Origin of the sequence: Nonomuraea phyllanthi, from assembly GCF_006334985.2 — a bacterium.
GTDB lineage: Bacteria > Actinomycetota > Actinomycetes > Streptosporangiales > Streptosporangiaceae > Nonomuraea > Nonomuraea phyllanthi.
The window spans coordinates 440147-465526 of record NZ_VDLX02000006.1 but is presented as its reverse complement, the minus strand read 5'-3'; the positions used below and the strand labels follow the sequence as shown (position 1 = coordinate 465526).

Here is a 25380-nt window from a genome sequence, read left to right as displayed (position 1 = left end):
GACTATCCTCCTCAAACAGCAATGCCGGCTGCGCGCCAGAGCATGAACTCGGTCACCGGGGCGAACTCGGCGGGCGTGAAGTTGTCCTCGATCGGCAGTACGGGGTCGTGCCGTCCCCGGGACCGAGCCAGGAACAGGGCGATGTCGTTGGCGTCGGCTATCGACAGCGTGTTCAGGCCTGCGGCGATCGCCGCGCCGGCCATGCCGTGGTCGGCGATGACGAGATCGATCCGTACGCCGTCATCGGCCGCCGCGGCGATCATGGCTTCCATGTACTCGGGCCGGTGGGTGTGGAGAATCGCCTCGTCGTGGAAGGCACACCCGACCCCGCCGAAGAACCGGATCCCCGACTCGCCCGCGGAATGGGCGCCGACGGCGCGGTCGAGACGGTGGTCGTCGAGGACGCGTACGATCCGGTTGCCCGCGTTCCGCAGGGCGCGGGCCAGTTCGGCGTAGTGTTCCAGCAGCCCGGTCGGGTGCCCGGTCGCCAGCAGCACCGCGGCGCCGCCGTCACGCAGGAAGGGAGCCAGGGCGTCAGCGTGGGCCCGGATGCCGGCCAGCGTGTTCTCCGGCGCGATGTACCCCAGGTGCGGATCGCCGTGCGTGATGCGGTCGCCGATGCCGGCGGCGACGGCGGTCACGACCTCGTCGACGGTCGCCGTACGCCAGTCCTGCAGCCCGAAGGTGTTGTCCGGATCTCCTCCGAGCATCTTGAGGGCGTACGCCAGCGACTGCCGACGGGGGGTCCGGATGTTGCCGGACAGGCTCCGCTCGACGAGCAACTCGCGCAGGTCCGCCTCTCCATGTGCGGTGCGCATGTCGTCAGCTCGCCGCCGCCGCGACGGCGCTCTCGGGCCGCGCGGCAGCCCCTGGTGGGCGCCACGCTCCCTCGGTCCGGGGGAACGCCCGCGCCGTGCCGTTCCCGATGGCCAGCCGGACGGTCGTTCCAGGAGACCAGCCGCTCTGGGCCGAATGCACGATCACGACCGATCCCTCGACGTCGACATAGGTGCGAACGACCGGGCCGAGGAACTGGACGTCGCGGACGACGCCGCGGAGCGCCCGCCCGTCGGTGGCGTCCTCCTCCGTGAGGGACACGTCCTCGGGGCGTACCGACACGTCGACGAGCGAGCCGCGGGAGACGGGGGGCGACGCGCTCGCGGGCGTCGCCGGGAGCGCCGCTCCGGCGACGATGACCTCCCACGACTCGGGCGACTCGCCGGCGAACTCCCCCACCAGCCAGTTCGTGATGCCGACGAAGTCGGCGACGTATCCGTTGGACGGGGCCAGATAGATCTCGTGACCGCTGCCGAGCTGTTCGAGTGAGCCGTCCCTCATGACGGCGATCCGGTCGCCGAGGGCCAGCGCCTCCTCCTGATCGTGGGTGACGTAGACGATCGTCGTCCCGGTGTCGCGCTGGATCTCGCGGAGCTGGGTGCGCAACTGGATGCGGGTCTTCGCGTCGAGGTTGGACAGCGGCTCATCCATGAGCAGCACCGACGGCCGGATCGCCAGCGACCGGGCGACGGCGACGCGCTGTTGCTGCCCGCCGGAGAGCTCGTTCGGTCGCCGGCCGCCCAGGCCCGTGAGACCGACGAGTTCGAGCGCCTCCTCGGTGCGACGTGCCCGCTCGTCCCTGGCCAGCTTCTGGGCCTTCAACCCGAACTCGATGTTCTCCGCGACGGTGAGGTGCGGAAAGATCGCGTAGTCCTGGAACACCATGGACGTCGGCCGCGCGTCCGGACCGAAGCCGGACACGTCGATGCCGTCGATGAGCACGGTTCCGCTGTCGGGCTGGACGAAGCCGGCGATCATCCGCAACGTGGTGCTCTTGCCGCACCCGCTGGAGCCGAGGAGGCAGAGGAACTCGCCGCGGCCGACGACGAGGTCGAGGTCACGAACGGCCGGCACCCCGTCGAACGACTTGCACAACGACTTCAGTTCGATCATGGAATCTCCATCAGCAGGTGTCACAGGTCGTAGAGCCGCAGCCGGGAACCGAGGGCGAGCTTCGCGACGGCGAGCCCGGCGAAGCTGACCACCATCAGGCCGGCCGCGACGCCGGTCGCGGCGCCCCACTGGCCGAACTCGGCGAGGTTGACGATGGTGGGGGCGCCCAGGCCGATCCCCGGCGACGTCAGGAAGATCACGGCACTCAGCGTGTTGATCGCGTGGAGGAACCCGAACACGAGCGACGTGGTGAACGCGCCGCCCAGCAGGGGGAACATGATCTGGACGATGACCCGGGCCCGCGAGGCGCCGAGGTCGGTGGCGGCCTCGTCGATCGACGGGCTGATCTGGTTGATCGTGGTCACGGCGGTCCGGTAGCCGACCGGCAGGGCGCGCACCACCATGACCAGCACCAGGATCAGCGCGGTGCCGGTCAGAGCGAGCGGCGCCTCGTTGAACGTGAGCAGCCACGAGATGCCGATCATCGTCCCGGGGATCGCCGACGGCAGCACCGCGAGCCCGTCCATCACGCCACGGCCGACGACCTTCGTGCGGTGCACGACGTAGGCGGCGACCAGAGTGCTGATCGTCGTGATGACCGCCGCCGTGGTGGAGAACAGCGCCGAATTGCGGATGTCGTCCCCGCGCAGGAGAGCCGTCCGCCAGTGGTCCAGCGTGAGGCTCCAGTCCGCGCCCCACGCCCGGGTGAACGAGCCGGCCACGATGCTCCCGTAGATGAGGATCATCAGGGCGCTGACCATGCCCAGGACGGTGAGGAGCCCGCGCCGCACCATCGGGGGGAGCGGCGCCGGAGGCAGGCTCCCGGTCTTCCCGGACACGGTCACCGCGGAGCGCCGCGACAGGACCCGGCGCTGGATCAGGAAGAGGATCAGCGTCGGCACGAACAGCAGCACGCACAGCACCGCCGCCATGCCGAAGTCCTGCCTGCCCACGGCCTGCACGTAGGCCTCGACCGAGAGAACCTGGTACCCGGCGCCGATGAGGACGGGGTTGCCGAAGTCGGTGATGACGAACATGCCGACGAGGAGCAGCGCGTTCAGGATCGTGGGGAACGCCAGGGGCAGCGTGACCCGGCGGAAGGTCTGGAACCACGTCCAGCCGAGGTCCCGGCCGGCCCATTCCAGGGTGGAGCCGATGTTCTTCAGCGTCGGCAGCAGGGTCAGCGTGGCCATGGGGAAGAAGGCGAGCGTCTGGACGAGCCAGAGACCGCCGAGGCCCAGGAGGCTGACGTCCAGCCCCAGCAGCTCATGTGTGATCAGGCCCCGCCGCCCGAACAGCAGCAACACCGCGAGACCGACGACGAACGGCGGCGAGATCAGCGGGAGGAGGGCCATCACCCGCAGCACGGCCCGGCCCCTGAGGTCGGGCCGGCTGAGGGCGTAGGCGAACAGGAAGCCGACCACGGTGGCGCTCAGCGTCGAGGCCACGCCGATGACGACGGTGTTCTTCGCGGCCTGCGCCACGCGCGGCTCGGCCAGACTGCGCCAGGCCTCGCCGTCGGGCTCGAACAGCATGGCCACCGTCGGCACCAGGACGAGGAGGACGAGCAGCCCGCCGACGTAGACCGCGAGGGTGCCGACCGTGATCCGGTCGGCCAGGAGGCGCCTGCGGCTGCGCCGCTGCCAGTCGGGCCGGGTCACCTGCCCGGAGTCCGTCTCCAGCTCCGTCCGCGGGCGCGGTTCAGGGACGACGGAGCCGGTCCGATGGGTCGTCGAGGGCACGGCGATCAGACCCCGTACCGCTTGGCGAACTCCCGCGACACCGCGTCGCGCATCTCGCCGGCGCGCACCGGATCGTAGTCCACGAGGTCGAGTTCGGCGAGCCCTTGCGCGCCTTCAGGGAGGTCGACGTCGGTCCGCACGGGGTACGAGTGGACCAGGTCGACGATCATCTGGGACGCCTTCCTGCCCTGGAGCCACTGGATGAACTTCTCGGCTCCCTGGGGGTTCGGAGATCCCTCGACGAGCGCGTTGCCGGAGATGACGACGCCGGTGGGCTTGGGGTAGACGAGTTCGATGGGGAACCCGGCCCCGCGCACGTTGAGCAGGTCATGGGCGAAGGACACGCCGGCCACGTACTCGCCGGTGGCGACCAGTTGGGACGGGGCTCCCCCGCTGTCGGTGTACTGGCCGACCAGTTTGTGGAACGAGTCGAGGAACTTCCACGCGGCCGCGTCGTTTCCGTGACGGAAGAACTGCGTCGCCACGAACGTGTATCCGGTCCCGGACAGCGTCGGGTTCGGCATGACGAGCTGGCCCTTCAGGTCCGGGCGGAGCAGTTCGTCCCACGTCTTCGGGAGCGGGGCCCCGCCCGTCTCCTCCTTCCACCGGTCGGCGTTGACGCCGACGGTCATCAGGATCAGCTCGTTGGCGTGCCAGTAGCCGGCCGGATCGACGAACCGCTGGTCGACGCCCGCGACCGCTGACTTGTAGGGCCGGATGAGCTGCTCCTTGGCCAGCGGGCCGGCATCCCCGCTGGCCAGGCCGATCACGTCTGCCGCCGGACGGCCGGCCTCGGCCTTCAGCCTCGCCAGGAGTTCGCCGGCGCTCTGCCTCAGCACCTCGACCTCGATGCCTGATTCGGCCTCGTACGCCTCGGCCAGCCGTCGAGCGGGTTCCTCGGGCATCGGCGTGTACCACGTCACCGAGCCGCCGGACGCGGACGCGGTGTCATCGTCGCCGCCGGACCCGCAGGCCGCCGGCCCGAGCATGAGAAGTGCGAGAGAGAGCGCGCCTGCGGCAACGCGTAACAGGGGTGTGCGCATGAGTGACCGCCTTCGGATCGATACGCCCGCAGGAGAGGAGCGCAAGGTCACGATGCCCGAAATGGTTATATCTCATGCTCTTGATGTCAATACCTCTTGTACACCAATCGCAGTCGCCGGAGGGCGGTCGTCACCCCAGGGGCGTCGCGGTGTGCGTCACCCCGCGGGGGTGCCCGAGGTCCTCTTCCGGGGTGGCCGTCAGGTCCAGCTCCGAGGTGATCATGTACCGGTCGCCTCTGAACAACGTCCGGGTGAACTCGATGGGAAGGCCGTCCGACGTGCGGGTCGCGGTCCGGAACAGGAACGCGGGAGAGTAGGGCGGCGCATCGAGCACCGCGGATTCCTCCGGGCCGAGCACCGTCGGTTCGATGGTCTGCGTCCCCGAGGCCACCTTCAGCCCGTACTGATCGAAGAGCAGCCGGTAGAGGGACTTCTCCTCCAGCTCTTCGGCAGGCAGGCCGGGGACCAGGGCGTCCGGCAACGTCGTGGTGGCGATCGCGATCGGATCACCGTCGGCCAGCCGCAGTCGCCGTACGGTCACGATCGTGTCGGAGGGCGCGATCTGGAGCCGCCAGCTCAGGCGGACGCCCGCATCCGAGCGCTCCACCCCGACGACGCGGGTCGACGGCGTGATCCCCCGCCGGCGCAGACCCATCGAGAACGACGACGCCGCCGGCGACTGCGTGATCGTGGGCCGCGCGACGTAGGTCCCGCTGCCCTGCCTGCGGATGAGATGACCGTCCCTGACCAGGTCGTCGACGGCGCGCCGCACCGTGAGCCTGGAGACCCCGCAGTCCTCTTCCAGCACCCGCTCCGGCGGGATCGGATCGCCCACGTTGAGATCCTCCAGCAGGCTCATGATCCGCTCCCGGACCATGCTGTGCTTGCGCCCGCGAGGAGCGTCTGCGTCGCTCACGTCCACCCCCTCCAGCCCTTCACGGCGGCACCCGCGCTTCCCCGCATTTTACGCCACAGCCATGAATTGGTATTGACGACTTGTATACCAGCTCATACAGTCACCGAGTAATCATGACCTCCCGGTGAACCTTGGCGGAGCGCCGACGCACCGCCACTCCTCCGTCCCACGGCTGGCCGCGACCGTCAGGCCGGGTCCGATCATCGTCGCATCAGGGCCGACACATGACCACCCTGCCTCCACCAGCGCCTTCCCCCGTCCGGCTTGAGCCCTGAGAACCATCGATCGACAAGGGAGCACCAGTGGGAAACCAGATGGTCAATCGCCGTCGCCTCCTCGGACTCGCCGGCGCCGGCGGAGCCGCCCTCGCGATGCCTGGCCTGTTACCCGCACCGGCCCACGCCACCCCGCAACCAGCCGCAGCGTGGCCCACGGAGTTCGTCGAGGTGACGCCCACCATCGAGGGCGACATCGCCTGGTACGACGTGTCCCAGTGGGGTGTCGAGGGCAGGGGCTGGTCCGACACGGCGGCCTTCTACGACCGGCTGCCGGCCAGGGCCGAAGCCGTCGTTCCCCCTGCGGTCTGGGTGCGCAGCCGGACCTCCGCCGGGCTCTCGACCCGGTTCGTGTCCAACTCGACGACCTTCCGAGCCCGCTACCGGCTCACCCTGGCCACCACCGCGATGTACCACATGCCGGCCGTCGGCCACAGCGGCGTGGACCTGTACGCGCGTACCGAAGCCGGACAGGACGCCTGGCTGGCCAACACGCATCCGACGGCTCAGACCATCGACCAGCAGATGGGCCTCGCGGTCGACCCCGGAGAGCGCCTCTACACCGCCTACCTACCGCTGTACAACGGCCCGCAGTATCTCCAGATCGGCGTCGAGTCCGGCGCGTCGTTCGTCGGGGTCGCACCGCGCACCGCCGCACCCGCCGTCTTCTACGGCAGCTCGATCATGCAGGGCGGCGTGGCGTCCCGGCCCGGCATGTCCATCACGGCGCTCCTGGGCCGCCGCTTCGACATGCCCACCATCAACCTGGGATTCTCCGGCAACGCGAGGATGGAGCCCGAGATCGCCGAGCTGATGACCGAGCTTGAGGCGTCGGTCTACGTGGTCGACAGCTCCCCCAACATGAACCCGCAGCAGATCTCCGAACGTGCCGAACCCTTCGTACGCCTCCTACGCGAGGCGCGCCCGGACACGCCCATTCTGCTCGTCGAGGACCGCCGATACGGGGACGGTCAGTTCGTCCAGTTCCGCCGGGATCGCAACGCCCAGAACGCGGCCGCCCTCCACGCCGCGTACAGGAACCTGCGCACCTCCGGCGTCAAGCACCTCTGGTACCTCAAGGCCGACCAACTCCCGCAGTCGGAGGAACTGGTCGACGGATCGCACCCGAGCGACCTGGGCATGGTCACGTACGCCAACGCGTACGAGAAGGTCCTGCGCCCGATCCTGCACAACAGGCGAGACGGGCTCACCGACCGGCCCTAAGCCCTCGGCAAGCGCGCTCTCCGTCCGCCCGACCCGCAGATCCATGGCCAGCGGGCCGAGTTCCGCTGATCACCCCCTTCCTCCGGGAGGTGCCGGCGCAGCGTCGTGGATGCGAGGTCGCGAAATCGGCGCGGACCGGCCGGCGTTTCACGCCTCAGCGGTTCGAGGAACCGGCGCGGACCGGCTGGCGTTTCACGCCTCAGCGGGTTCGAGGAACCGGCGCGGACCGGTCACCCGGCGGATCCGGCTCTGCGGAACCGGCCTGATCGCGAGGGCCCGTCGAGGCTGCCCACACGCCGGTCGTCCCGCGAGCGCACCACCGCGACTTGGGAGAGATCCCAGTCGAGACGGCGGCACACGTCATGTGAGCCGCAGTCGAGGTGTCCCCGAGGCTTGCCGACGCGCTCGGGGCTTCTGGCGTGAACCCCTGGCACGCCAGCGGCGAGACGGCCTGGCAGACAGCGGACTGTGCTGACTGCTGGTGGACCTCTCGGTCTTCGGCTCCCCCGCCCTGCGCTCGGCGGGCACCCGCCCCCTCACCGTGCTGTTCACGGCGCTGCCGGGGCGCTACCACGCCCTGGCGGCGAACCGGATCCGTCCGCCGACCCGCCCACGACTGCCGGCACTCCGACGATCGGGAGCCGCCAGCCGTCGGATTCCACGCTGTCCCGATCGTCGTACGGGCAAGAAGATCGAAGATCGCGGCAGATGGGAGATCCGGGATGGGGCGTGAAGCCGAGGTGCTCCTCGGGCGGTTGGCAGGACAGCGCGGGCATGTGCTGGGGATCTTGGAGGGGCTGACGGAGGAACAGCTGCGCCGCCCGGTGTTGCCCTCTGGCTGGCACTGCTTGGCGCTGGTCAGGCATCTGACGCTGTCCGACGAGCGGTACTGGTTCCGCTGCGTGGTGGGCGGCGAGCCGCGGGACATCCTGCCGGCCGAGAAGGGCGGCGACTGGCGCGTCGGTGCCGACGAGAGCGCCGAGCATGTCTTCTCGGCCTACCACGAGGAGATCCGCCGTGCCGACGCCGTCCTCGCGGCGACGGACCTGGACGCGCCGCCCAAGCAGCCGGACCCCGTATGGGCCCGCTGGGGCATGGACTTCCCCGATGTGCGCTCCATCGTGGCGCACGTCCTCGTCGAGACCTCCGTCCACGCCGGGCACCTCGACACGGTGCGCGAGTTGCTGGACGGCCGACAGTGGGTGGTGCAGTGAGGCGACGACCCGGAGCAGTGTCGGATCCGGGATCGCCCCGTTCGTCGTATAGTCGTCCACACCGTTGAGCAGGCAGGAAACCCGCACATGAGGTACATGATGTTCGTCGTCGCCGATCCGGACGCCACCGCCGAGGCCGAGCCCACGCCCGGCGACCTGACCATCGAGGAGTGGCTGGCCGACGTCGACGGCCGCGGCAAGCGGATCATCGGGGAGCGGCTGCGGCCGCTCAGCGATGCCACGACGGTACGGGTCAGCCGCGGCCAGGTGCTGGTCACCGACGGCCCGTTCACCGAGTCCAAGGATTGGATCTGCGGCTTCGACATCCTCGAATGCGAGGACCTGGACGAAGCCATCGCGATCGCAGCGCGGCACCCGATGGCAAGGGGCGGCAAACTCGAACTGCGCCCGTTCTGGCCGGGCGACCACGCGTGACGGCGTCGACGGCCGAGGCGGCTGCCGCGGCGGCGGCTTCGGCCGTCGCCGCGGAGCGAGCGGGCATGGTGGCGAGCCTCATCCGTCTCACGGGCGACTGGGCGTTGGCCGAGGACTGTGTGCAGGACGCGGTGGAGAAGGCGCTGCGGCACTGGCCCGAGGCCGGCCTGCCGCGGTCGCCCGCGGCCTGGCTGACCACCGCGGCCCGCAACCGCGCGCTCGACGTGCTGCGCCGCCGCCGCACAGAGCGGGCCAAACTGACCGAAAGGGCGCTGCTGGACGATGCGGCGCGGACCGACAAAAACCGCGACGACCGACTGAGCCTGATCTTCACCTGCTGCCATCCGGCGCTGCCGCTGGACGGCCGGGTGGCGCTGACCCTGAAGACCGTGGCCGGGCTCAACACCGCGCAGATCGCCGACGCCTTCCTGGTCTCCGAGAGCACCATGTCCCAGCGGCTGCTGCGCACCAAGCGCAAGATCAGCCATGCCGCGATCCCGTACCGGGTGCCGCCTGCCGATCTGCTGGCCGAGCGCACCGACGGGGTGCTCGCTGTCCTCTACCTCGTCTTCAACGCAGGCTACGGACAGCCCGAAGGCCGCCTTGCGGACGAGGCGCTGCGCCTGGTGCGGCTGCTGGCCGACCTGATGCCGTCCTCCGACGAGGCCCGTGGCCTGCTGGCCCTGATCATGTTCCAGCAGGCCCGCCGCGCGACCCGGTTCGACGCCGCAGGTGATCTGGTGCCCATGGAGGAGCAGGACCGTGCCCGCTGGGATCCGGTCCTGACCGCCGAGGCGCACCACGAACTGCGCCGCGCGACACGCTCCGGCCGCCCGCCGGGCCCGTACTGGCTGCAGGCGCGGATCGCGGCCTGCCACGCGTCCGCTCCGTCCGCGCGGGCGACGCCCTGGCATGCGATCGTGCCGCTGTACGACGCGCTGCTCACCGCTCAGCCCTCCCCGGTGGCCGCGCTCAACCGGGCGGTGGCCGTGGGCTTCCGCGACGGCTTCGCGGCCGGGCTCGACGCGCTGGACGCGCTGGACGCCGACGCGCTGGCCGGCTACCACCTGCTTCCCGCGGCCCGCGCGGACTTCCTGCGCCGCCTCGGCCGGACACGGGAGGCCAGGGCCGCGTACGAGGATGCGTTGCGGCTGGTGGCCGAGGACGGACCCGAGGCCCGCTTCCTGCACCGAAGGCTCGCGGCGCTGCCGATCAGCCAAGGCGAGTGCACTTGACGTGGCGAATATGCCTGACGGATCCCCAATACTGTGGGGCAAGTTAGGCGCCGACCTTACCGCGCGCTAGCCCACCGCGAGGAGACCTCGATCGCGCAGGAAGTCGCCAAGGCGGCCCCGGCCGGCGCCGGCGTGGTGAAGGCGTTCAACACCATCTTCCGTCATATCCTGGAGAAGGGTCGGCCCGACGTCTTCATCGCCGGCGACAATGCGCAGGCCAAAGCAAGTGTGGAGGCGTTCATCGAGAGCCTCGGGCTGCGTCCGCTGGACGTCGGCGGCCTGAAGATGGCGCACTGGCTGGAAGGAGCGGGCGTGGTCACGGTGGGCCTCGCCAACCACGGGGTGGGGAACGTGGACTTCGCCCTCAGCATCACCGAACTTCCCATCCGAGCAAACGGTTGACGGGTCACCGAAAGGACTCGCCGATGAAGCTCGGTTTCGCACTTCCCATAATCGGGCCCGCCATCAGCAGCGCCGCCGGCCTGAGCGCGTTCTGCCGCGGGATCGAGGACCTTGGCCAGGGCACGCTGTGGGTCGGCGATCGCCTGGTCCAGCCGGTTCAGGCCGGGCTTGTCGGCGATCTTCCCTCGTAGCTCGCCCCGTTCGAAGTCGCCGAGCTTGTCGGTCTCGGCGATCAGGTCGGCCGGTTGGGCGAGGAGTTGCTCGCGCATGCCGGTACGAGGGCTGTGCGGGGACGCCACCCGGCTCGACGAGCTGGACGCGCCCGGCCCCTACGACCTGTTCTTCGATCTGAGCTGCTACTGCGGCATCCCGCCGCACCGCCGCGAGTCCTACGCCCCCGGGCTCAGCCGCCGCGCCGTCCCCGGGGCGCGGCTGCTGATGTTCGGGTACGGACCCGAGGCGTTCGACGACCTGATCTCCGGCGTCACCGGCGAAGAGCTGCGCGTGCCAGGTCCGCCGGCCGGGAGCTGGCCGACACCACGCGGGGGACGAACGAGGCGCCCACCTTCTGGTTCACGCTGCGCCGTACGGGCTGAGGGCTTCAGGGGAGCAGCAGTCCCCAGTACAGCGCCCACGGCACGAAGACCGCGCCGCCCGCGACCAGCAGCCCGAGCCGTACCTTCTCGCCCCGGGCGGTGACGCGCCGCCAGTGGATCGCCGTGACCGCGGTGGCCACAATCGTCATGACCGTGACCGCCTGGAGCGCGAGCCAGACGACGGGCCTACCCGCCAGCAACGGCCCGGGCGTGGCCAGCTTCCCGCCGGTCATGAGCACGTAGAACAGGTACGAGAACCCGCCCGCCAGCACCGCGAGCCCGCCGGTGCTGACCAGCCGCGCGGCCCGCACCGGCGCCACCTCGGTCCGGGTACGCCTGAACCGCCGGACCAGGGCCACCACGGGATACCCGCCGAATCCCACCAGGAACAGCACCAGCACGAGGAGGTGCACGAACCCGGACTCCCACCACTCGGTCGGCGGCACCCCGACGGAGTCGCCGGCCTGCACCGGAGCCGGCCCCGACACCTGGGCCACGGGAGCGTGCCCCGAGGTGGCCTCGCCCACCCACGCCCCGACCAGCTCCGGGTAGCCGGGAGCCAGCTCGGGCTGCCGGGTGACCCCGCCGTCGGGCGTCAGGTGGGCCGCGTGGTCGGCGCCGGCGAAGAACCGGAACGTGTAGCGGTCGTTCCCGCCCGCCCTGAGGGACTCGGCGAAGATCGGCGGCGTCTCCCTGGGCGGCGTCAGCAGGTCGTGCACCCCCCAGATGGCGAGCACGGGCTGGCGCACCTTCGCGAGGACCGGCGCCGGGTCGTGGTACGGCTCCGGGAACATGCCGCCGTCCGCGACCACCCGGTAGAGGGTGGGCTCGGCCCGGTCCACCATCGACCCGCTCACCCCCGCCTTCCGCAGACCCGCCGCCACCGCCCAGGTCTGCTGCCGCAGCGGGTTCAGGGCGTTGGCGCCGACGACGATAACGAAGGAGATGTGGGCCGAGCGGGAGGCGGCGAGCGGCGCCACCCACCCTCCCTCGCTGAGTCCCCAGATGCCGACCTTGCCGGGATCGACCCCCGGCCGGCTCCGCAGCGTCTCGACGGCTCCGAGCGCGTCGTCCGCGAGCACCGAGTACGACCGCTCGAACGTCGAGTACCCCTCGGACCGCTTGTCGTAGACGAGCACGGACAAGCCTTGCCGAGCGAACGCCACGGCCTCGCCCAGCAGCTTCTCCCGGGGCGTGCCGGTGCCCGCGCCGTGCACCAGCACGATGCCCGCCCGGCCGTCCCTGGCGCCGGCCGGGCTGATCACGCTGCCGTGCAGCAGCAGGTTCCCGCTGCCGCGGAAGCTCACCTCGGCCGAGGTCAGGCCGTCCGGGAGGGAAGGTGGCGCGGTGGCGGCAGCCGCAGCGGGGGTTGCGGCGAGGGCCGGAGTGGCAGCGGCGGCGGGCCCCAGGGGCACGACCAGCGATAGCGCGGCGGCGAGGGCCGCGAAGGCTCGTTTCATGTTGCCGAGAGTAGTCTGCAGAGAAATGTCGGCAAAGCGATGTCTGCAGATATCGTTCTGGAGGACTAGCCTGATCGTCATGAAGGATGACGAGCCGTTCGTGCTCGACGACCCCGGCCGGCTCAAGGCGCTGGCCCACCCGATGCGGCGGCGCATGCTCACCCACCTCAACGTGCACGGCCCCGCCACCTCCACCACCCTCGGCGAGCTGCTCGGCGCCAAGACCGGCACGACCAGCTACCACCTGCGCCAGCTCGAGAAGTACGGCTTCATCGAGGAGATCCCCGAGCGCTCGACGGGGCGCGAGCGGTGGTGGCGCCGCGCCCGGATCCCCCGGGACCTCCGGCTGCCCACCCCCGACGAGGTGGCGCCCGGCGACAGGGCGGTGCTGGAGGAGTTCCACCGGGTCGGGTACGAGGAGGACCGGGCCCTGTTCGAGCGCTTTCCCGCCGCCTACCGGGCCGATCCCGGTTGGGCGCGAGGCTCGCGCGGGCTGGCCAGGATGACGAGGGAGGACCTCGACGCCTTCTACGAGGAGTACATCGCGCTGCTCCTGCGCTACAGCCGCAGGGCCGAGGAGGCGCCGCCGGACGCCCGTCCCGTCTACGTCCGCTTCTTCACCCTGCCCGCGGACGAGGACTGAGGCCGGGCGTTGTGCCGTGGGGCGGCCACCCGGAAAGTTCTGCCTTGATATCGGGTCAGTTTTGAAAGGGAACCGATGCGGAGACCATGGCCACCGTCGTCGAGCTGACCTCCTACTCGATCAAGGGCTGCGCGGGCATGCCGGTCGTGCGCGAGCAGGGCGTGTTCCGTACCCAGCGGCGCGACCCGAAGCCGGCCACGATCCGGCCCGCCGTCAGCGCCGGCGGGCAGTGGCTGACCCTGCGCGCCCCGGGATCGATGACCTCGACCTGCGCGTCGACACCTCGGGCGAGCGGCGCGAGGTGGAGTCGTTCGGGCGGCCGTACCTGGGCATCGACCAGGGTGACCCGGCCGCCGCCTGGCTCACGCACGTGCTCGGCCACGACAGCCGGCTCGTCCGCGTGCCGCCCGAGCACCACCGCGTCACCACCGGCAGGACGCCCGGCACCTCCGGCTACGCCGACAGCACCGCCCTGTTCGTCCTGTCCCGCGCCACCCTCGACCTCCTGAAGGAGCGGCTCGCCGCCCGGGGGCCGCCGGTGCCCATGAACCACTTCCGTCCGAACATCGTCGTCGACGGCTGGGACGAGCCCCACACCGAGGACCGGGCCCACCGGATCAGGATCGGCGAGACCGAGTTCGGGTACGCCAAGATCGCCATCCGGTGTGCCGTCACCATGGTCGGGCGGAAGGCGGGGCCCGAGCCGCTGCGTACCCTGGCGGGCTATCGCCGGGCGGCCAGGGCGGAGTGGCGTTCGGCGCCAAGTACTCCGTGCTCAGGCCCGGCAGGCTGGCGGTCAGTGACCTGGTGGACGTCACCTCGTGGGTGGCGGGCCCGGGTCAGTGTGGGGCGAGTCGGATTCGTGCGCGCGCCACTTCGGCGCCGAGGCGGAGGGCCTCGTCCACCGTGGCCGGGAGGTCGGTGACCGGGTAGAGGACGTGGCGGATCGTCCGGGCGGCGTCGGCGACGATGACGGCCCACGCCCTTGCTTTGCCGTTATGACCGCATCGGATTGACTGGTTAGTCACGCTCGCCCGCATCACGCCGCAGGGCGGAGCGATCGCCGCTGTCGATGCCTCTGGCCTGCGCCGTCTTGGCACACGCCACCCCGGCGGCCACGAGTGCCGCGGTCACCGCGAACGCCGTGCTCCAGCTGCCGGTGTCGGCCAGGCGCACATAGAGCGGCGGCCCGAGAAACGTGCCCAGGCTGCCGGCCTGGGTCACCGCCCCGATGGCCCAGGCGGTGCGGGCACCGGCCACGGCGGGCAGGGCCGCGAACACCGCCGAGACGGCCAGGCCGTTCAGGCCCAGCACGGCCGCCGCACACAGCGCCACCAGCGCTGCCGCCACCGGGGCAGGCGCGGGAACGGGCAGGAACGTCCCGGCGCCGGCGGGCACCATGAGCAGCGCCGCGCCGATCAGCCGACCGGGAGCCGTCCCGGCGCGCAGCGCGGCGCCGGCGGCCAGGCTGCCCGGCACGCTGGCCGCGGCCACCACGGCGGCCAGCAGGCCCGCCGTCGAGCCGGGCAGCCGCAGTTCGGTTGTCAGGAAGGCCGGTAACACGGTGACGACGCACACCCCGACCGTGGCGATCATCGCGAACCCGGCCGCGAGGGCTGCCACCGCCGCCTTCGGCGTGCCTGCCGGTGCAGGCCGAAAGCGCTGGACGTCCGCCGGTGCCAAACCGGGCGAGACTGTTGGCGCGGCGTCGCGGGGCAACGTACCGGCCAGTGCCGCCACGCCCATGGTGAGGGCGCCCACGCCGGCGATCGTGGCGCGCCATCCGGCGGCCGCGGCCAGCGCCCCGGCGGTGTTGGCCAGCGCCAGCCCGGCGGGGATGCACAACCCCCACAGCGCCAGCGCGCCGCGCCGTGCCCGGCCAGTGAGCAGCCGGGCCAGCAGGCCCGGGCCCGCGATCATCACGACGGCGTATCCGGCCGCCTGCGCCAGCCGCAGGGCGGCCAGCATCACCGCGTCGCCCGTGACGGCGGCCATCGATCCCGCCGCCCCCAGCACTGCCAGCGCGGCCATGAAGATCCCCCGCAAGGGGCGGGGGTCCAGCCAGAGACCCAGCGGCAGGCACGCCGCGGCGGCCACCACGGTGATCGCCGACGACAGCCAGCCGACGGTGGCCGGCGGCAGCGTGAACTCCTCGCCCACGACGGTGAGGAACGGGATGAATTCCCCCAGGGCCGTACTGGCCGCCACTCCCGCCGCCAGCACGACGGCAGTGATCCGAACGTTCATCCGGGCGCACCTCCCACAGATCGGGGAGACGCGACCGGAGCACCGGCCCGATCCTCAAGCCCCTCGGGGTGGGGCGACGTCTCGGCGAGGATCCTCTGAGCAGTAGCAGGCGGCCCAGGGCCGCCGACGCCCATCCTAAGCCCACCATTTTCCGATTCGGTCACATCGGTTTGCATGCTGGCACAAACCGATGTGAACTGGGGCTGTTCGTCGTGGTCGAAGCGCGTCTGGCCGGCCCGCCCACCTGGTGCGGCCGCGGGCGATCTGGCCGGCCAACCTGGCGATGCTGCTGACCGGCGCCTGCCTGAACCCGATGTGGTATTTCCCGACCCTGTCCATGCAACGCGTCCTGGGCTATGGCCCGCTGCAGACCGGACTCGCCTTCCTGCCGCCGGATTCCGGTGGCAAGGCACCGTCGAACTCGCAGGGTCCTATCCGGCGGCTGTCCTCGGCCCCGCCCTTTTGATCTCGCTCGCGCCGACGCCGGAGCCGCTTCCGGGCTGTTGAACACCGCCAAGCAGATCGGCGGCGCGCCGGGCCTACCACCCTGATCGCCCTGACCAGCGAGTCGTCCGGCGGCCTCGGCGGCACCGAGCAAGCGCCGGCGGACGGTTACGGCCAGGCCTTCCCGCCCATCGCCCTGCTGATGGTCATCGTCGCCGTGCTCGCCCTCACTCTTCCTGCACGACAGGACGGCTCCCCCATCTCCTCCTCCCCAGCCGACGAAGTAGCCGACCGGCAGCACGTGGACTGACCCACGACGCTGCAGCGGTGCGGGCCCGGAGCACCATCCGCACGGTGAAGCACGCGCACCTGCGATCCGTCCGTCCCAGGCTGGACCGGCGTCGGAGCGAGATCCGCATCGCCGAGCCGTCTCCTCACAGGGTCAGCGAGGATCCTCGCTTGGCGCGCCGAGCGCGGTGGTGCAGTGCCCGACAGGCGTGGACGGCCTCCTGGCACGGCTGACGTCGGTGTGAGGTCGGCGACCAGGTAGCCGGGGAACGAAGCCCCTTCTCCCTGGATACGCCGGTCCTTCAGCGCTCCGTTCCCGCCTCAGCGCCTGGTTTCGGGTTGCCTGCGGAGTGCCGACGTCAGCCTGGCTCACCGGTCGCTCGAATCGTGGGGTGGCTCCCGCGGGGTTCGGCTCCCGGGGTTTCAGCTCTGCTGGAGGATGGCCAGGATCGAGAGTTGGATGGAGACGCGGTCGCCGGCCATGACGCCGCCGGTCTCCAGGACTTTGCTGAAGGTGACGTTGTAGTCGTTGCGGTCGATGTCGAAGGTGGCGCTGCAGCCGGCCCGCGGCACACCGTCGTGGCCGGGCGTGAAACCGCTGATCTCGACCTCGGCCGTGATCCGCCTGGTCACATCCTTGATGGTGAGGTCGCCCTCGACGAGGAAGCCCTCGCCGTGGCGTCGGATGCCGGTTGAGGTGAAGGTCAGGGTCGGATACGTCTGCACCTCCAGGAAGTCGGCGGAGCGGAGGTGGTCGTCGCGCATGTCGTTGTTGGTGTCGATCGAGTCGGCGGCTGGTTGTCGAGGTGCTGCTTGGGGAGAGGGCCGGGTCGGCCGACTCGGTGGGAGACCGTGGCTCCGGGCACCCCGGCCCGGTCGCGGCGATCGCAGGTCGCAAGCGGTGTGCGTGTGATGGTGAACATCAGCGCGAGCCCTCCGCACGGTTATCAGCTCGACTGATACAGTGTTATCAGCCGAGCTGATAACATGTCAACCATGAGCCGACCCCTTCCGCCGTTCATGCAGTTGCAGCACCTCATCCGGGTCCAGTTGCGCGAGGCCCTCGCCAACCTCGACCTCACGCCGGAGCAGAGCACGGTGCTGAATCTCGTCGCCGCCACCCCGGGGATCTCATCGGCCGAGCTCGCGCGGCTCCTGCACGTCACCCCGCAGACCATGCACAAGATCGTCACCGAGCTCGGGCGCCGCAGTTTGCTGGAAATGCACCCCCGCCCAGGGCACGGCCGCATTCTCGGCGCCGAACTGACCGCGCGGGGGCAAACGCTCAAGGGCCAGGCAGACGTTTTCGCCCAGGCCGTCGAAGATCGCATGGTCGCCGATCTTGACGCCCACCAGCGTCGGCAACTCGCCTCCCTGCTGCAGCAATGCGTCACCACGATCGGCGGGCCCTCCAGCGGCTGACGATCGGCGGCTACTGCCCTGACCGGCGGGGCCGCCGACCGCTCTCGTGACGTGACGCGCAGCAGGGCCTCCCCGTCGTCACCGTCGTCCTCGTCGTCACCGGCCAAGACTGCCTACGAACGCAGTCCGTACCAGAGGTCGAAGCCGGGGCACGAGCTGGGTCGTCGGTCCGGCCCTACAGGCGATCGGCCGGCTGGTCGGCGCGCGCCGCAGGTGGCGCGGAGCTCCCGGGCCCTCTCAGCTGGGGTGCGCGAATCCCGCTCGCGCGCTGCCGAACCGGGAGCCGCACGTCAGCGAGGTGGCCGCCAGGGCGGGTTGTGGCTGTCGACGTACCAGGCGAATCCTTCGCCGACCAGGGCCTCGATCTGGTGAGAGTCGACGCCGTCGCCGGGGCGGCGCAGATGGAGAGGCGGCGGGTAGAAGCAGTCGCCGAGCAGCATCACGCCGGAGTCGGGGACGGCCACGACGGTGGAGTCGGGTGCGTGATGGCCGCCGAGGTGGCGTACCTGGATGCCGCCGGTCAGTGTCAGCCGGTCGGTGAAGGTGCGGGAGGCCGGGACGACGGTGAAAACGTCCCAGTCCTGGACGGCGCGGGCGCGGGCGCGGAAGCTGGGGCCCAGCCGGGAGTCGGCGGCGATCTGCTCGCGCAGGTATGCGGGGCTCCAGGGGCGCAGGGCCTCGGCCGCCATCAGGTCGTGGCCCAGGGCGTGCCCGATGATCTCGACGTTCTCCCAGGCGCACGCGCCCCAGGTGTGATCCCAGTGGTGGTGGGTGTAGACCAGGCGGCGCACGGGTGGAAGGCCTGCCTGCGCGATCATCTCGCGGATGTGGCGGGCGAGGTCGGGGCTGTGCCCGGCGTCCACCAGGGTGCTGCCGGCGTCGTCGGCGATGACGGCGACACTGCCCTGGATCATGTCCGGGTCCGGGTCGGCGGGGTGGATCCAGACTCGGCCGGACAGGTGCTGGAGCGAGGTTCGCATAGACAAGGCCGCCTTCCGAAGGGCTATGGCCGATCGTCGCAGGATGCGTCCAGTGGTGCGGCGTTTGAGGAGATGGATGAGCCGGCGGCGCTGCCGCTCCTCGGGCCCGGCCACCATGCGCCCTGGGATGGCTTGGGCCTTGACGCCCTCCCCACATAGGAGCCGTCCTCCCCTGTCGGCCAGGTGAGCGTTCAGGGTGCGGCCGTGGCCCGGCCGATCTGCAGCGTCAGCAAGTCCGGTGACGGCCCGGAGGGTGCTGGAAGTGCAGAGCAGGTGGTTGGTGGTGGGTTCATCCTTGACACAATATCAGCCTGGCTGATAATTCTATATCAGCCAAGCTGATAAACCTATGAAGGGAGGACCTCATGTCACCGTCTATGAGCTCCCGCTCAACGCCTGTGAACAGGCGGTGGTGGGCATTGGCTGTGATCGCCTCAGGCCAGCTGATGGTGGTCTTCGACGTCACGATCATGAACGTCGCGCTGCCGTCGATCAGCCAGGCGTTAACCGTGCCGGCCGCCGACCGGCACTGGCCGATCACGGCCTATACCCTGGCCTTCGCCGGGCTGCTCCTGCTCGGCGGGCGCATCGCCGACCGCATCGGACGCAAGCCCGCCTTTCTCATCGCCCTGGTGGGCTTCGCCCTCGCCTCGGCCGTAGGCGGCATGGCCGCGAACCTGGCCATGCTGGTGGCGGCCCGAGCCTGTCAGGGCGCCTTCGGCGCGTTGCTGGCCCCGACCGCGCTGTCGCTGGTGGCCGCCACCTTCCCCGACCCGCGCGAGCGGGGCCGGGCCTTTGCGGTGTTCGGCGTGGTGATGGGCGGCGGCTCCGGCGTCGGGCTGGTGCTCGGCGGCCTGCTGACGGAGTACCTGAGCTGGCACTGGGTGATGTACCTCAACACTCCGCTCGCCCTGTCGGCCGCGCTCGGCGCCGCTCTCGTGCTGGCGGACAGCCGCAGCACCGAGCGGCCGCGGCTGGACCCGCTCGGCGCGGTGCTGTCCACGACCGCGCTGGTGACGCTGGTGTACGGGCTCGGCTCGGTCGCCACCCACGGCTGGTCGGCCCCCCTGACCCTGGCTGCCCTCGCCACCGGCCTCCTCGCGACGCTCGCCTTCGTGGCGATCGAAGCCCGGGTCGGCGACCCGCTGCTGCCGCTGCGCATCCTGGCTCACCGCACCCGCGGCGGCGCCTACCTCGCCTTCGTCCTGGTCATGATCGGCATGTTCGGCATGTTTCTGCTCGTGTCGTTCTACCTGCAGACCGTCGCCGGCTACACCGCGCTGCGGACCGGCCTGGCCTTCCTGCCGTTCGCCGCGGCCGTGCTGATCACCTCCGTGATCGCCGGCAGGCTGACGGTCCGGCTGCGGCCCGGCCCGCTCCTGTCCGCCGGGCTGCTGCTCGCGGCGGCGGGCACGGCCTGGCTGACCCGGCTCGGCGTCAACAGCGGCTACGCCGCCCATATCCTGCCCGCACTGATCCTGTTCGGAGCCGGACTCGGCACGATTTCACCGATCGCCGCGAACCTTTCCACCATGGAGGTCGCCGACCGCGAGACCGGCGTCGCCGGCGCGGTCTTCAACGCCTCCGAACAGGTCGGCGCTTCACTCGGGCTCGCCTTGATGAGCACCATCGCCGCCACCGGCACGACCGCCTACCTGGCCGCCCACCCGCACGACGGCGACCTGGCCGCGGTCGTGCACGGCTACACCACGGCCACCGCCTGGGCGGCAGGCATCCTGGCGGCCGGAGCGCTGGGCGTGCTGATCCTCCTCAACGCACCGTCGAGTTGGTTGAGCGGCGTCGCCGTTCGTTCCTCGGTGCCCGTCCGGCGCATTCTGCGGCTGTTTCGCCCGCACCGAAGCACGCTCACCACCGTCGCGCTGCTGGTCGGGATGTCCTCCCTGGTGTCGGTGGCTTCCCCGTTCCTGCTGCGCGAGGTGCTGGACACGGCCATCCCGCAGCGGCGCCTCGGCCTGCTCAGCCTGCTGATCGGCGGCATGCAGGCCACCGTCACCTCGACCGCCACCTCACTGGTGTCCAACCTGACCACCGTCGTGGCCACCGTGATCGCGATGCTCGCCCTGGACTGGAGACTGACCATCGTCTCACTGCTCCTGCTACCCCTGTTCGTCGCCGTCAGCAGGCGGGTGGGCGCCGAACGCGAGACCATCACCGCGCGCCGCCACAGCCACCTCGCCACCATGTCCGCCGACGTGCAGGAATCCCTGTCCATCAGCGGCATCCTGCTCGGCCGCACTACCGCGGTATTCCGGCGATGTCCCAGCCGACGTCGCGCCATACCACCGGCACGTCCGCCAGGCAGACGCCGCCTGCATGACGGCTCACCGGTTTCCTGCCGGGCGGCGCAGGCAGAGGCGAACGGCGTGCCTGCGCCGACGTGCGGCAAGCTAGACAGCGGCGCCGATGTCGAGGTAGTCGAGGTTGGGCAGTCCGGATGTGGTGGTCGGATCCAACCGGATGGTGTTGCCGCCGGCGTTCAGCGGGACGTTCACGATCTTGCTGGCCCACGTCGACCAGGCGCCGGTGGACTCGAACGACACCGTCGCCACCGTGGACCCGTTGACGACCAGGTTGGCGGCCCTGGCACCGCCGGCACCGTTGGCGAACCGGATCCCGAGCGCCGCCGTACCACCCGCCGACGCGTTCACCGTGAACTGGGCGTAGGCGCCGACCGCATTGTCGCCGTTGCAGAAACCAGCACCGGAGAAACCAGCCCAATTCGCATCGATCGTGCCCTGACACACCGCCGGCGCGGACTCCGCCTCGTAACGCTGCCCCGCCGGCGGCGTGTCCCCGGACGTCCTGACGAGGGCGAGGCCGTCGACAGTTAGGGTTCCGCCGCTGGTCCGGACAGTGACGGTGGCGGTGCCGGCGGCCAGCGGGACACCGGCGAGTTCGCGACGGGTCCAGCCGCTTGACGAGGGGATGTTGAGAGCGCGCGTGGCGCCGCCGGCGTCGGTGACCGACACCTGGGCGCCGCTGACCGATCCGGCGGTCTTGGCGTACGCGGACAGCGTGTAGGTGCCGGCCGGCACGGTGATCTGTTGCCGCACGCCGGCCGATCCAGAGCCAAGCTGCAGCGCGAAGCGGCTGCCGTTAGCGCCGGGGCTGACGTTGGTCACGCTCCCGCCGGTGTTGGTCCATCCGGTCAGGGTCGAGACGGTGACGCGGTCGGCCTGGAAATCGGGGTTGAGGATGTAGTTGTTGTTCTGCCCGACACGCCATTCGCCGGTCGTGGCGTTGAACTGCCACTGGCTCACCGGGCTCAACTGTGGCCGCGACCCGGACTTGGTCACAGGCATCCACTGGTTGTAGCCGATGCCGTTCCAGGCGAAGTCGGCCCAGCGGTCGCCGGCGAAGATGGCGGTGGTCTGTTTGGTGCCCTTGACCGTGACGAAGAATCCGGTCTGTGTCACGTGGCTGTAGTCCATCTCGGTACCGGCCATCGTGTACTCGCTCGTGTAGGTGCCCTGAATGTTGCTGGAGGTCGATTCGATGACGTGCGCGACCGAGGCGTTCCAGCCGTGCAGGTCCGACGCCGCGTGGTAGTACTTGCCGTCGAGCTTGAACATGGCGTTGCCTTCACGCCCGGCGGAGTTGTAGCCGATCTGCACCGCGGGCTCGATCCGTAGCGAGTCGGACTCTCGCAGTTTGGCGACGAAGGCGCGGGAACGCCCTGACCGGTTGGAGAAGATCAGGTAATCCCTGCCGTCGTCGTCGGTGAAGACGGTCTGGTCCCCGGTGCCCGTCGTCGGCGAGTTGACGACCTGGTTCTGGTAGTAGCCGTAGTCGAAGGTGTCGGTCGGCGAGTCGCCCCGCAGGAACAGCACCCCGTTGCCGTCCCCGCCGAGCGACGGGAGATACACCTGGACGACGAGCACGTACTTGCCGGTGTTCTCGTTGTAGGAGACGCCAAGGCGTCCCACCCAGCCGGCCTGGCCGAGGGTGGCCCCGTTAGCCAGGCTTGTCGACCTGGTGGCGACATTGTTCTCGAACTTCCAGTTCACCAGGTCCTTCGACGAGTAAACGGGGATGGAGACGAACGAGACGTCGCCGTCGTACTTCCTGGTCGGATTGGCTCGGTAGAGCTCGGCGCCGGTGTAATGCACGCCGTACCAGTAGTAGGTGTCACCGAACTTGAAGACACCTCCGCCCTGCGAATAGATGGGGTTGCCGCTCGTGTCGTTCCAGAAGACATCGTTGGTGATGGTCTGGAACGTCCCCTCGTCGGCCGCCACCAGGTTGCCGGCTGCGGTCACCAGCGCCGTCTTGGCGGCGGCGACGTCCGACGCGGTCGCCGACGCGTCGGCGGCGACGCCGTCCGCCTTGGCCAGCGCCTCGGCGAAGGGCGACCAGGAGCCGCCCGTGTACGTGCCGGCGGCACGGGTCTTGTAGTCGGCGACCAGATCCTTCAGGCCCCGAACCATGACCAGGCCATCAGTGGCCTGCTGGAGTCTCTCGCGGGCAGTGGCGTCGGCTCCGCGTTGGGCGAGCGTGTCCCTGGCCGACGTGTAAGCCGCCCACGAACCGGCGGTGTAGTCCGCGGCTGAGTAGTGCGCGTCGGGAGCCGCCAGGGGTTCGGCGGCCGCCGGGGTGGCACCGGCTGCCGCCACCGACATGACCAGCCATGCCGCGGCGACGAGCCCGGTTCTCCGTAAGGTACCGATCATGGTGCTGCCTTTCGTCCGTCGTTCTACGCGTTGGCGTCGAGGTAGTCGAGGTTGGGCAGTCCGGCTGTGGTGGTCGGGTCCAACCGGATGGTGTTGCCGCCGGCGTTCAGCGGGACGTTCACGGTCCTGGTGGCCCACGTCGACCAGGCGCCGGTGGACTCGAACGACACCGTGGCCACCGTGGACCCGTTGACGACCAGGTTGGCGGCCCTGGCACCGCCGGCACCGTTGGCGAACCGGATCCCGAGCGCCGCCGTACCACCCGGAGGCGCGTTCACCGTGAACTGGGCGTAGGCGCCGACCGCATTGTCGCCGTTGCAGAAACCAGCACCGGAGAAACCAGCCCAATTCGCGTCGATCGTGCCCTGACACACCGCCGGCGCGGACTCCGCCTCGTAACGCTGCCCCGCCGGCGGCGTGTCCCCGGGCCGCTCGAAGGCGCCGAGGTCGGGAGCCTGCCCGGTGTACGGGAGGCCGACGTTGATGCCCTTGTCGATCAGGGCGCTGTCGGCGGCAAGGCGGAGGTGCGGCAGCGTGGGCAGGCCACCGTCCGTCCGGCGGGGTGCATCCCAGCCGGAGGTCGACACGCTCTGGAACTGGGAGTCCGAGAGGGTGACGCCGAGGTCCCATGAGTTATGTGCGGAGCTGGTTCCGGTCATGTTCGACGTCAGCGTGCCCGTGTAGGCGATGTTGTTGCGCAGGGTGCCCCGGCCGACGGCGGCGCCGCTCGAGTCGATTCCCAGCATGTTGAAGTCGGGGTGGTTTCCGTAGCTGGTGTTGTCGAAGTAATCGTTGGCCACCGGGTGGTGGTTGGAATAGAAGCCCGCCGCCTTGTTGAGGAACGCCACCGAGAAGCGGACGGTGTGCTTCACCGCGCCGGCGTCGTACTCGCCGCCGAAGCCGCCCACCTTGAAGCCGACGCCGTTGCCCGAGGGCGTCGTCGTCCCCGGCTGGTAGCCGTTGCGCCAGGACCACGAGTTCTCGATGGTCACGGGCGAGTAGGTGGAGATGAGGTCGTAACCGTCATCGGCGTTCCACCATGCGCGGCACCCCCGGAACACGTTGGCGGGACGGCCGGCCGGCGTGTAGTGGGAGCCGAAACCATCGGCGTTCTCGCCGGGCCCGTCCGAGCTGTTCAGGTCGTAGTTGTCATGCGAATCGGAGTTGAGAACCAGGTTGCCGCCCCCGCCACTGATGAACAGGCCGGTTCCCATGTGGTGATGCGTGTTGATCATCTCGAAGGTGTTGTTGCTGCCCGAGACCCAGATCCCCCAGGACTCGGCGTTCAGGTCGTTGTTCTGCGGTACGCCCCTGGCTTCCAGGCCCTTCAGGTGGATGTAGCTGCCTGTGACGCTGAATCCCTTGATCCGGCAGTTGTCCGTCATGCGGGAGAAGTCGAAGACAGGCTTCTCCCCGGGGTAGGCCCAGTAGCGGATCAGGTTGCCGGGACTACCGCTCTTGTTCAGGGTGATCGCATCGACTCGGGCGGTCTGGCTTGAGCAGGTGCTGTTCGCCCTGGTGTAGGCGTAGGTGCCGCCTCGGAGGTAGACCGTGTCTCCGGGCTGGGCAGCGGCCTGCGCACGGGCAATCGAGGCGAACGGCGCGGCCTGCGTTCCCGCGGCGCTGTCGCTGCCGTTCGGCGCGACATAGTAGACGGCGCCGGCCACCGCGTGACCGGCAGTCGCGACCAGCGCGGTGGGACTCACCACGGCGATTGCGACCGAGACGGCGTGCGCCGCCGTCCTCCAGTGTTTCATCATGGAACTCCGTCAGAGGTTGGAGACATCCCCGCTGCGGGGTGGTCTCGGTCAGCGAGGGCGTCGACGGCGCCCGACGCCATGACGCCGAACGTGATTGAGACATGGGCGGCCACAGCCGTTGTAGGAGGCATTGCGAACCGATACGGCTGTGCCGCTGGTGCTCAGCGTGCCGTTCCACAGCCGGCTGATGGCCTGGCCACTGGCCAGAGTCCACCGGACGGTCCACCCGGACCGTGCTGCCGGGGTTGCCGTGTCGACGCACGACATCGGGATCGTGGCCTTGATCCGGGGATCGTGCCAGGCGGTGAGCCGGCGGTGTTCAGCGCCGGCGTACGGGTGATGATTTCGGAGACGTCCCTGGAGCGATCGGCGTGATGGACGTCGGCGAAGTCGAACCGGAAATGGGGGGTCAG

Annotated in this window: 22 protein-coding genes and 1 pseudogene; 11 read left to right on the top strand and 12 right to left on the bottom strand. The window is 70.3% G+C overall.

Annotation, left to right across the window (positions count from 1 at the left end):
- Positions 1-11 precede the first annotated feature (11 nt).
- From FH608_RS19205 to FH608_RS19185, 5 genes are all read right to left on the bottom strand, one after another.
- Entirely contained in the window at positions 12-818 is an 807-nt protein-coding gene (locus tag FH608_RS19205) for a phosphatase (protein ID WP_139631897.1), read from the bottom strand.
- 4 nt (positions 819-822) lie between these two features.
- The gene (locus FH608_RS19200) at positions 823-1950 is read right to left on the bottom strand and encodes an ABC transporter ATP-binding protein (protein ID WP_139631896.1); all 1128 of its coding nucleotides are present in this window, start codon (positions 1948-1950) and stop codon (positions 823-825) included.
- Between the two features lie 20 nt (positions 1951-1970).
- The gene (locus FH608_RS19195; protein ID WP_139631895.1) at positions 1971-3692 is read right to left on the bottom strand and encodes an ABC transporter permease; all 1722 of its coding nucleotides are present in this window, start codon (positions 3690-3692) and stop codon (positions 1971-1973) included.
- A gap of 5 nt (positions 3693-3697) precedes the next feature.
- Positions 3698-4735, bottom strand: coding sequence for an ABC transporter substrate-binding protein (locus FH608_RS19190; protein WP_139631894.1), 1038 nt, complete (start codon positions 4733-4735; stop codon positions 3698-3700).
- A gap of 130 nt (positions 4736-4865) precedes the next feature.
- Positions 4866-5651, bottom strand: coding sequence for a GntR family transcriptional regulator (locus FH608_RS19185; RefSeq protein ID WP_139631893.1), 786 nt, complete (start codon positions 5649-5651; stop codon positions 4866-4868).
- 446 nt (positions 5652-6097) lie between these two features.
- On the opposite strand from FH608_RS19185, the gene FH608_RS19180 reads away from it, so the two are divergent.
- From FH608_RS19180 to FH608_RS19155, 6 genes are all read left to right on the top strand, one after another.
- Positions 6098-7150 carry an SGNH/GDSL hydrolase family protein gene (locus FH608_RS19180; protein WP_226899684.1) on the top strand — a complete coding sequence of 351 codons (1053 nt, stop codon included), beginning with the start codon at positions 6098-6100 and terminating at the stop codon, positions 7148-7150.
- 722 nt (positions 7151-7872) lie between these two features.
- A complete protein-coding gene (locus tag FH608_RS19175) occupies positions 7873-8364 on the top strand; it encodes a DinB family protein (protein ID WP_139631892.1) in 492 nt (163 codons plus the stop codon).
- An 87-nt stretch (positions 8365-8451) separates the two neighbouring features.
- On the top strand, positions 8452-8799 hold the full coding sequence (locus FH608_RS19170) for a YciI family protein (protein WP_139631891.1): 348 nt from the start codon (positions 8452-8454) through the stop codon (positions 8797-8799).
- On the top strand, positions 8796-10034 hold the full coding sequence (locus FH608_RS19165; RefSeq protein WP_139631890.1) for an RNA polymerase sigma factor: 1239 nt from the start codon (positions 8796-8798) through the stop codon (positions 10032-10034). Before FH608_RS19170 ends, FH608_RS19165 begins: the two co-directional genes overlap by 4 nt.
- Before the next feature lie 33 nt (positions 10035-10067).
- Positions 10068-10436 (top strand): NADPH-dependent F420 reductase, encoded by a 369-nt coding sequence (locus FH608_RS19160; protein ID WP_226899683.1) that lies wholly within the window; start codon positions 10068-10070, stop codon positions 10434-10436.
- 23 nt (positions 10437-10459) lie between these two features.
- Complete coding sequence (locus FH608_RS19155) at positions 10460-10627, top strand: hypothetical protein (RefSeq protein WP_226899682.1); 168 nt, start codon at positions 10460-10462, stop codon at positions 10625-10627.
- A 410-nt stretch (positions 10628-11037) separates the two neighbouring features.
- Here FH608_RS19155 and FH608_RS19150 read toward each other — a convergent pair whose 3' ends face one another.
- Positions 11038-12492 carry an alpha/beta hydrolase family protein gene (locus tag FH608_RS19150; RefSeq protein ID WP_139631889.1) on the bottom strand — a complete coding sequence of 485 codons (1455 nt, stop codon included), beginning with the start codon at positions 12490-12492 and terminating at the stop codon, positions 11038-11040.
- 79 nt (positions 12493-12571) lie between these two features.
- On the opposite strand from FH608_RS19150, the gene FH608_RS19145 reads away from it, so the two are divergent.
- Complete coding sequence (locus tag FH608_RS19145; protein WP_139631888.1) at positions 12572-13135, top strand: ArsR/SmtB family transcription factor; 564 nt, start codon at positions 12572-12574, stop codon at positions 13133-13135.
- 229 nt (positions 13136-13364) lie between these two features.
- Entirely contained in the window at positions 13365-14060 is a 696-nt protein-coding gene (locus FH608_RS19140; protein WP_226899681.1) for an MOSC domain-containing protein, read from the top strand.
- A 95-nt stretch (positions 14061-14155) separates the two neighbouring features.
- Here the strand turns inward: FH608_RS19140 and FH608_RS19135 are convergent, their stop codons facing one another.
- Complete coding sequence (locus FH608_RS19135; protein ID WP_139631887.1) at positions 14156-15382, bottom strand: MFS transporter; 1227 nt, start codon at positions 15380-15382, stop codon at positions 14156-14158.
- Positions 15383-15665: 283 nt separating this feature from the next.
- On the opposite strand from FH608_RS19135, the gene FH608_RS19130 reads away from it, so the two are divergent.
- Positions 15666-15848 (top strand): MFS transporter, encoded by a 183-nt coding sequence (locus tag FH608_RS19130; RefSeq protein WP_139631886.1) that lies wholly within the window; start codon positions 15666-15668, stop codon positions 15846-15848.
- 689 nt (positions 15849-16537) lie between these two features.
- Here FH608_RS19130 and FH608_RS19125 read toward each other — a convergent pair.
- Positions 16538-17056 carry a YceI family protein gene (locus tag FH608_RS19125; protein ID WP_226899680.1) on the bottom strand — a complete coding sequence of 173 codons (519 nt, stop codon included), beginning with the start codon at positions 17054-17056 and terminating at the stop codon, positions 16538-16540.
- 54 nt (positions 17057-17110) lie between these two features.
- Here FH608_RS19125 and FH608_RS19120 point away from each other — a divergent pair, with 54 nt between their 5' ends.
- A complete protein-coding gene (locus tag FH608_RS19120; protein ID WP_193318503.1) occupies positions 17111-17536 on the top strand; it encodes a MarR family winged helix-turn-helix transcriptional regulator in 426 nt (141 codons plus the stop codon).
- A gap of 290 nt (positions 17537-17826) precedes the next feature.
- Here the strand turns inward: FH608_RS19120 and FH608_RS19115 are convergent, their stop codons facing one another.
- Positions 17827-18516 (bottom strand): MBL fold metallo-hydrolase, encoded by a 690-nt coding sequence (locus FH608_RS19115; RefSeq protein WP_139631883.1) that lies wholly within the window; start codon positions 18514-18516, stop codon positions 17827-17829.
- A gap of 365 nt (positions 18517-18881) precedes the next feature.
- Here FH608_RS19115 and FH608_RS19110 point away from each other — a divergent pair.
- Positions 18882-20735, top strand: a pseudogene (locus tag FH608_RS19110) (DHA2 family efflux MFS transporter permease subunit); the annotation flags it as partial.
- A 189-nt stretch (positions 20736-20924) separates the two neighbouring features.
- Here FH608_RS19110 and FH608_RS19100 read toward each other — a convergent pair.
- The 3 genes from FH608_RS19100 to FH608_RS19090 form a co-directional block, all read right to left on the bottom strand.
- Entirely contained in the window at positions 20925-23207 is a 2283-nt protein-coding gene (locus tag FH608_RS19100; protein WP_226899679.1) for a family 43 glycosylhydrolase, read from the bottom strand.
- Positions 23208-23230: 23 nt separating this feature from the next.
- Positions 23231-24874: a right-handed parallel beta-helix repeat-containing protein gene (locus FH608_RS19095; protein ID WP_226899678.1), complete on the bottom strand. Its 1644-nt coding sequence runs from the start codon at positions 24872-24874 to the stop codon at positions 23231-23233.
- A gap of 141 nt (positions 24875-25015) precedes the next feature.
- A complete protein-coding gene (locus FH608_RS19090) occupies positions 25016-25234 on the bottom strand; it encodes a cellulose binding domain-containing protein (protein ID WP_226899677.1) in 219 nt (72 codons plus the stop codon).
- Positions 25235-25380: the final 146 nt, after the last annotated feature.